The 5,159-nt window shown below is 56.6% G+C and carries 6 protein-coding genes; 1 reads left to right on the forward strand and 5 read right to left on the reverse strand.

The annotated features are described in order from the left end of the window. From CW742_RS06835 to rnhB, 3 genes are all read right to left on the reverse strand, one after another. On the reverse strand, positions 1 to 405 hold a 405-nt coding region (locus tag CW742_RS06835), incomplete at its 3' end, for a hypothetical protein (protein WP_292418282.1). 110 nt (positions 406 to 515) lie between these two features. After that, on the reverse strand, positions 516 to 1,817 hold the full coding sequence (locus CW742_RS06840; RefSeq protein ID WP_292418285.1) for a site-2 protease family protein: 1,302 nt from the start codon (positions 1,815 to 1,817) through the stop codon (positions 516 to 518). Between the two features lie 516 nt (positions 1,818 to 2,333). Further along, positions 2,334 to 2,972 (reverse strand): ribonuclease HII, encoded by a 639-nt coding sequence (gene rnhB, locus CW742_RS06845; RefSeq protein ID WP_292418288.1) that lies wholly within the window; start codon positions 2,970 to 2,972, stop codon positions 2,334 to 2,336. A gap of 54 nt (positions 2,973 to 3,026) precedes the next feature. Between rnhB and CW742_RS06850 the strand changes: the two genes are divergently transcribed. Beyond that, the gene (locus CW742_RS06850) at positions 3,027 to 3,695 is read left to right on the forward strand and encodes a TrkA family potassium uptake protein (RefSeq protein WP_292418291.1); all 669 of its coding nucleotides are present in this window, start codon (positions 3,027 to 3,029) and stop codon (positions 3,693 to 3,695) included. Here CW742_RS06850 and CW742_RS06855 read toward each other — a convergent pair. Beyond that, positions 3,684 to 4,880: an NAD(P)/FAD-dependent oxidoreductase gene (locus CW742_RS06855; protein WP_292418295.1), complete on the reverse strand. Its 1,197-nt coding sequence runs from the start codon at positions 4,878 to 4,880 to the stop codon at positions 3,684 to 3,686. The genes CW742_RS06850 and CW742_RS06855 overlap by 12 nt on opposite strands. Then, complete coding sequence (locus CW742_RS06860) at positions 4,864 to 5,046, reverse strand: 4Fe-4S binding protein (RefSeq protein WP_015285026.1); 183 nt, start codon at positions 5,044 to 5,046, stop codon at positions 4,864 to 4,866. Before CW742_RS06860 ends, CW742_RS06855 begins: the two co-directional genes overlap by 17 nt. Between the last annotated feature and the right edge of the window lie 113 nt (positions 5,047 to 5,159).

Here is a 5,159-nt window from a genome sequence, read left to right on the forward strand (position 1 = left end):
GCCAAAGGCCGTGGATATATCATAATAATATCCCGGGTAGGGATTACCCGCAGGAAGGATCTTGGTCTGCCAGTTGGGAGCACGCAGCGACTCCGGCGGGGAGACAAGGATCCTGTTCACCTGATCGCTGAACTTCTGTTTGATTGCCGGAGTAGCGCACGAGGTGCCTGTGCTGAAATCTCCTTTTCCTGCGGATTGCACTACCGGTGCACCGCCCATGGCCCCGCCGCAGGCTGCCGGCTCAGCGCTGCAGAACTGGTCGCATTCAGTCGTATGCTGCTGGCAATAAGCGGCGCAGGACGCCGCCGAATCGCAGCCACCCGGGCCTTTTGCAACTCCTGCCGGCCCACCGGTGCCGGGTTGGGAACAACCGGCAATTACGCAGGCCCCTGCAACAAAGAACACAAGAACAATCCAGCGAAAAGAAAAAACTCCCCATTGTTTTTGCATAGATGATTTGGTGCATTCTGTTATAATAAAAAAATTATGAATTATACCAGGAGGGCGATTTTCCTTTACATATGGAGGATTTTTGGCAGCAGGAAGATCGCCATGATCACGACCAGCATCGCGTAACTGACTGCCGCAACCACGTGCCCCGAATACCGGATCAGTCCTTTTTTATCGAGGATCCGGTCAACCCCCTCCTTCATGATATACCCGCCGTCAAGCGGCACCAGCGGAAGAGCATTGAAGGTCCCGACAACCAGGTTCCACCAGCCGCACCAGAAGAGGAGCTGGATGACAAGCCAGAAATGCGGGAAAGGCGTGTTCCACATCACCGAGCCGGCGCTGTCATTCATCAGGATCATGAACGAGCCGTACGTGGCAGGGTCGAGGATCACCCAGATAGGGATTGCAAGGAGAACGAGAAAACCGATGGGACTTAACAGGTTGTCAAAGATCCGTTTCAGCTGCCCGGCATCGTAATACGACACCCCCATAAAACCGCTGGTCTTGTCACTGAGCGCGGCAGGCCAAGCGGAAAGGGTCAGTAAATAGGTAGCTGCTACCCCGTCCTTCTCGACAAGGAGTGTTGCAGTATCCCCGGGCCGGGTGGTGTCGAGGACCGACGCCACATCGTCCCGTGTGGATATTTTCATGCCGTTCACTTCCTGGATCACCGAATTCGCCGGAACACCGGAAAGGGCGGCAGGAGTATCGGGATAGACGCCACTGACGAGCGGCGTCGGGAGTGGAATCGCGGTCCCGAGCAGGATTGCAAGAAGAGAGAAACAGACAATCCCCAGCACGATATTGTTGGTGATGCCGGCACCGAACATCCGCATCTTTGCAAGACCTTTTGTCTTCTCCTGGTCTTCCTCGTCCGGCTCCACAAAGGCGCCAATGGGAATGACCGGGATGAGAATCCCCATGGATTTCACGCGGATCCCCTCGATGCGGCAGAGGATGGCATGGCCGAACTCGTGGACAACCATGGTAACGATAAGGCCGAGGAGGACCGCGATAGTCAGGGGAATGAACTCATTGACCCCGGGGATCGCAAGCACGTTCCGCAACTCGTTAACCGCAGTCGGCTCCGGCTGGTGGACGATCGTTGTCTGGAGCGAGAGGACGAGCATGACGGTCATCAGCACCGAGACAACGATGACCATCGCAACCCCGATGGTCCCATAAAAGCGGAAGAACCGGCTATAGCGGGTGAACCAGTCAAAGAATCCGACCCGTTCCGTCTTGATCGCCAGGATCGGCCCGTAGAACACGATATGGTTCTCCCAGAGCCGGAATGTCTTGATGTAATACGCGATCATCGCGTACACCGCGACGATTACGCCTGCAATCAGCAGCCAGTCCATTATCATATAAGGCGGTTCCGGAAGGATAAAGGGCTTCTGTATGCGGAGGGTCATCAGACCCGACGCAGGAGAAGATTTCCCGTCAGGGAAGTCTTCGAGTTGCGACAGGTCATCGGACCTAGAGGTAGAGAAGATTTCCCGTCAGGGAAGTCTTCGAGTTGCGACAGATCATCGGACCCAGAGGTAGAGAAGATTTCCCGTCAGGGAAATCTTCGAGTTGCGACAGGTCATCGGACCTAGAGGTAGAGAAGATTTCCCGTCAGGGAAGTCTTCGAGTTGCGACAGATCATCGGACCCAGAGGTAGAGAAGATTTCCCGTCAGGGAAATCTTCGAGTTGCGACAGGTCATCAACAATTCCAGTGGGTGGAAAAAAACAAAGCTTCAGGCCTGATGGCCTTCAGCAAATCGAAGAATTGCTACGCAATTCTTCTCTTCCTCCAGGTCTGATGACCTCTCGGAACTCGAAGAACCCTTGCGGGTTCTTCTCCTTCTCGGGGTCTGATGACCTCTCGAATCTAAAAATCCATCAGGCTCTTCTGCGATTTACGGGCAAGGATCGCACTGACCGTCTTCCAGCTCTTTCGGGCAATCGGGGGCGGCGTCCGGTGTTCGTCAATCCAGTCATTGAGGAACCGGATCGTGACCGGATCGGACGGATATCCGCTTCCCAGTTCACCGTATTTCTTCGATAGAGTTGCAATGGCACGATCCCGTGTTACCTTGGCGATGATACTCGCCGCGGAGACAACAGGGAACTTTTCGTCGGCATGGTGCTCAGAGACGATCTCGCAGTGGTTGTCCAGGTGGCTTTTGACCATCTCGGCGTACCGGAAGATGTTCACATCGCAGGCATCGACGTAGGCGCAGTCTGGGGATAATTTCCGGATAACCTGCGCATGGGCCCGGGCAACCGCGGCGTTCATGGTCATCTCGGTACGGATCGCGTCGATCTCGTTTGCATCAAGCCGGACCGTGGCGACTTTACAGCACTTTTTTATCAGGGAATAGAGGCGTTCCCGCTCCTTGGCCGAAAGGAGCTTGGAGTCCTTCACCCCCAAGTCGTCGAGAGCATCTTCCGACGGCACAGCAACTGCCGCCACCACCATTGGGCCCAGTACCGAGCCCTTTCCCGCCTCGTCGACCCCGCAGATCACACCAACCGGTTGATGCGCAAAATATTTCAATGGCGATGATGGTAACCGGTAATCATGTATATTGTCATCGTGGGGCTTGGCGGGATCGGGAGAAACCTTGCCCGGCAGTCGGTAGAGCATGCACATACTGTCGTTGTCATCGACCAGGACGAGGCCCGGTGCAGCGAGCTGCTCGAGCACTACGATGTTATGGCCGTGACCGGCAACGCAACGGACAAGACCGTGCTTGAAGAGGCCGGCATTGACAGGGCGGACGCCCTCATCGCAACCACAAGCGACGACTCGGTCAACCTGATGACCTGCTGGCTTGCAAAGAAGTTCCGGGTCCCGAACGTGGTCGCCATTGTCAACCAGCCCTCCCACTCGGACTTCTTCAAGGAGGTTGGGGTGCGGATCAGCGAGAACCCGGACGAGCTTGTGGCAGCCCGGCTGTATTACTGGACCCAGAACCCGCAGCTCCAGCAGCTTGCGTCCATCCCCGGCGGAACCATCTTCGAGATCGTGGCGGAGGCAGGGGCACCCATAGTGGGTCACGAGATCCGCGAACTCAAGGTTAAGGACTTCGTCTTTATCGCGATCCGCAGGCAGGGGGGAGAACTGATCATCCCGAGCGGAAACGTGAAGATCCAGCCGGGCGATATCTTTACCGTATTCACGAAAAAAGAGGCCGAGGACGACTGCCTGCGGCTCCTCAACAAACAGCTTAAAAAATCAGCGGAGTGAGGCCGCAAGGGCCCCGAGTTCCAGCACCAGTTTCGGGTTCACCCGGATAATCTCTTTTATCAGGTTCAAGGTGGTGAACTCCGTCATATCGATCTTCGATACCGAGTGGATGATCTCGTTGAGTTTCTCATCGGGCTGTTTGATCAAATATTCCTTGATGTGGTAGTTGCGCTCGATCGTCTTCCCCATCTTGGAGGCACGCCATGCCTTGTCGTAGGCCATGAGGGCCTTCTTCGACACATCGCCCTTGCCGATGCAGTCCGCTGCGGTCTGTGCCGCAAGCTTCCCGGTGAACATCGCATTGTAAATCCCGCCACCGGTCAGGGGGTCGACAACGCGGGCAGCATCGCCGGTCAGCACCAGGCCGTCAGCAACCGTACATTCGAGCGGCCGGCACACCGAGACGCCACCCGGGATGTACTCAATGGTCTTTCCGTTCGGGAAGGTCTTTTTGACAAACTTGTCAAGATAGTCCTTGGCCCGGTGCCCTGTCCCGCTCTTCTTTCCGGAGATACCAATCCCGACATTCGCCGATCTGGGCCCCTTGGGGAAGACCCACAGGTAACCCTCCGGGGCAACCTCGTTACCGAGATAGAACACCGTAGATTCCGGGTCGATATCAATCCCGGTCATCACGTACTGGACGCCGCTCATGATCTCGCGGACCGGCACCGTGGTGTCGATCCCGCACCATTTCGCAAACTTCGACTCAACGCCGTCAGCAGCGACCACTACTTCTGCACGGACGCTGGTCACCTTGCCGGCGAAGTCGATTTTTGCGCCTTTTACCACGCCATTCTCCATGATGGGGGCTGCTGCACGGGATTTGACAGCAACATCCGCCCCGGCATCGGCAGCCCGCCAGACAAGTTCGCGATCGAAAACCTTCCGGTCAAGGACATACCCGACCTTGCCGCCGGCCATCTTCGAGGAGAGCTGCATGACGAATCCATCCGGAGCAACGATGGTCGCGCCGGTCATCTCCGCTGATATCCAGCAGGGGTCCGGCTCGATGAATTCCGTGAGCGCTTCCTTCCCTATCCCCTCTGCGCAGCGGACCGGTGCCCCGATAGCGGGACGCTTCTCGACAATGCAGGCTGATAGTCCTTTCTCAACGGCGGTCTGTGCTGCGAGTGCGCCGGCAGGCCCGCCACCGATGACAAGGACGTCATACCTGCTTTTCATGAACAACCTCCAGGGCCCCGAGCGGGCAGACCTTTGCACAGACTCCGCAGCTGGTGCAGTTCTCTTCAACGGACAGGTACGCATCGATCAGTTCAAGGGCGCCTTCCGGGCAGACCGAAACGCAACAACCGCAATATCCACAGATATCCCGATGTACTTTGAGCATTGAGAGATCATGTTGGTGTGCATCTTCCATTAATGTTTACGATATCCGCGAGGGGTGAACCGTCGAAGGATGCAGGGGAAAACGGGGGTCAGGATCACGGGGGGCGCGTAAAC

Source organism: Methanoregula sp. (assembly GCF_002835825.1).
Taxonomy (GTDB): domain Archaea; phylum Halobacteriota; class Methanomicrobia; order Methanomicrobiales; family Methanospirillaceae; genus Methanoregula.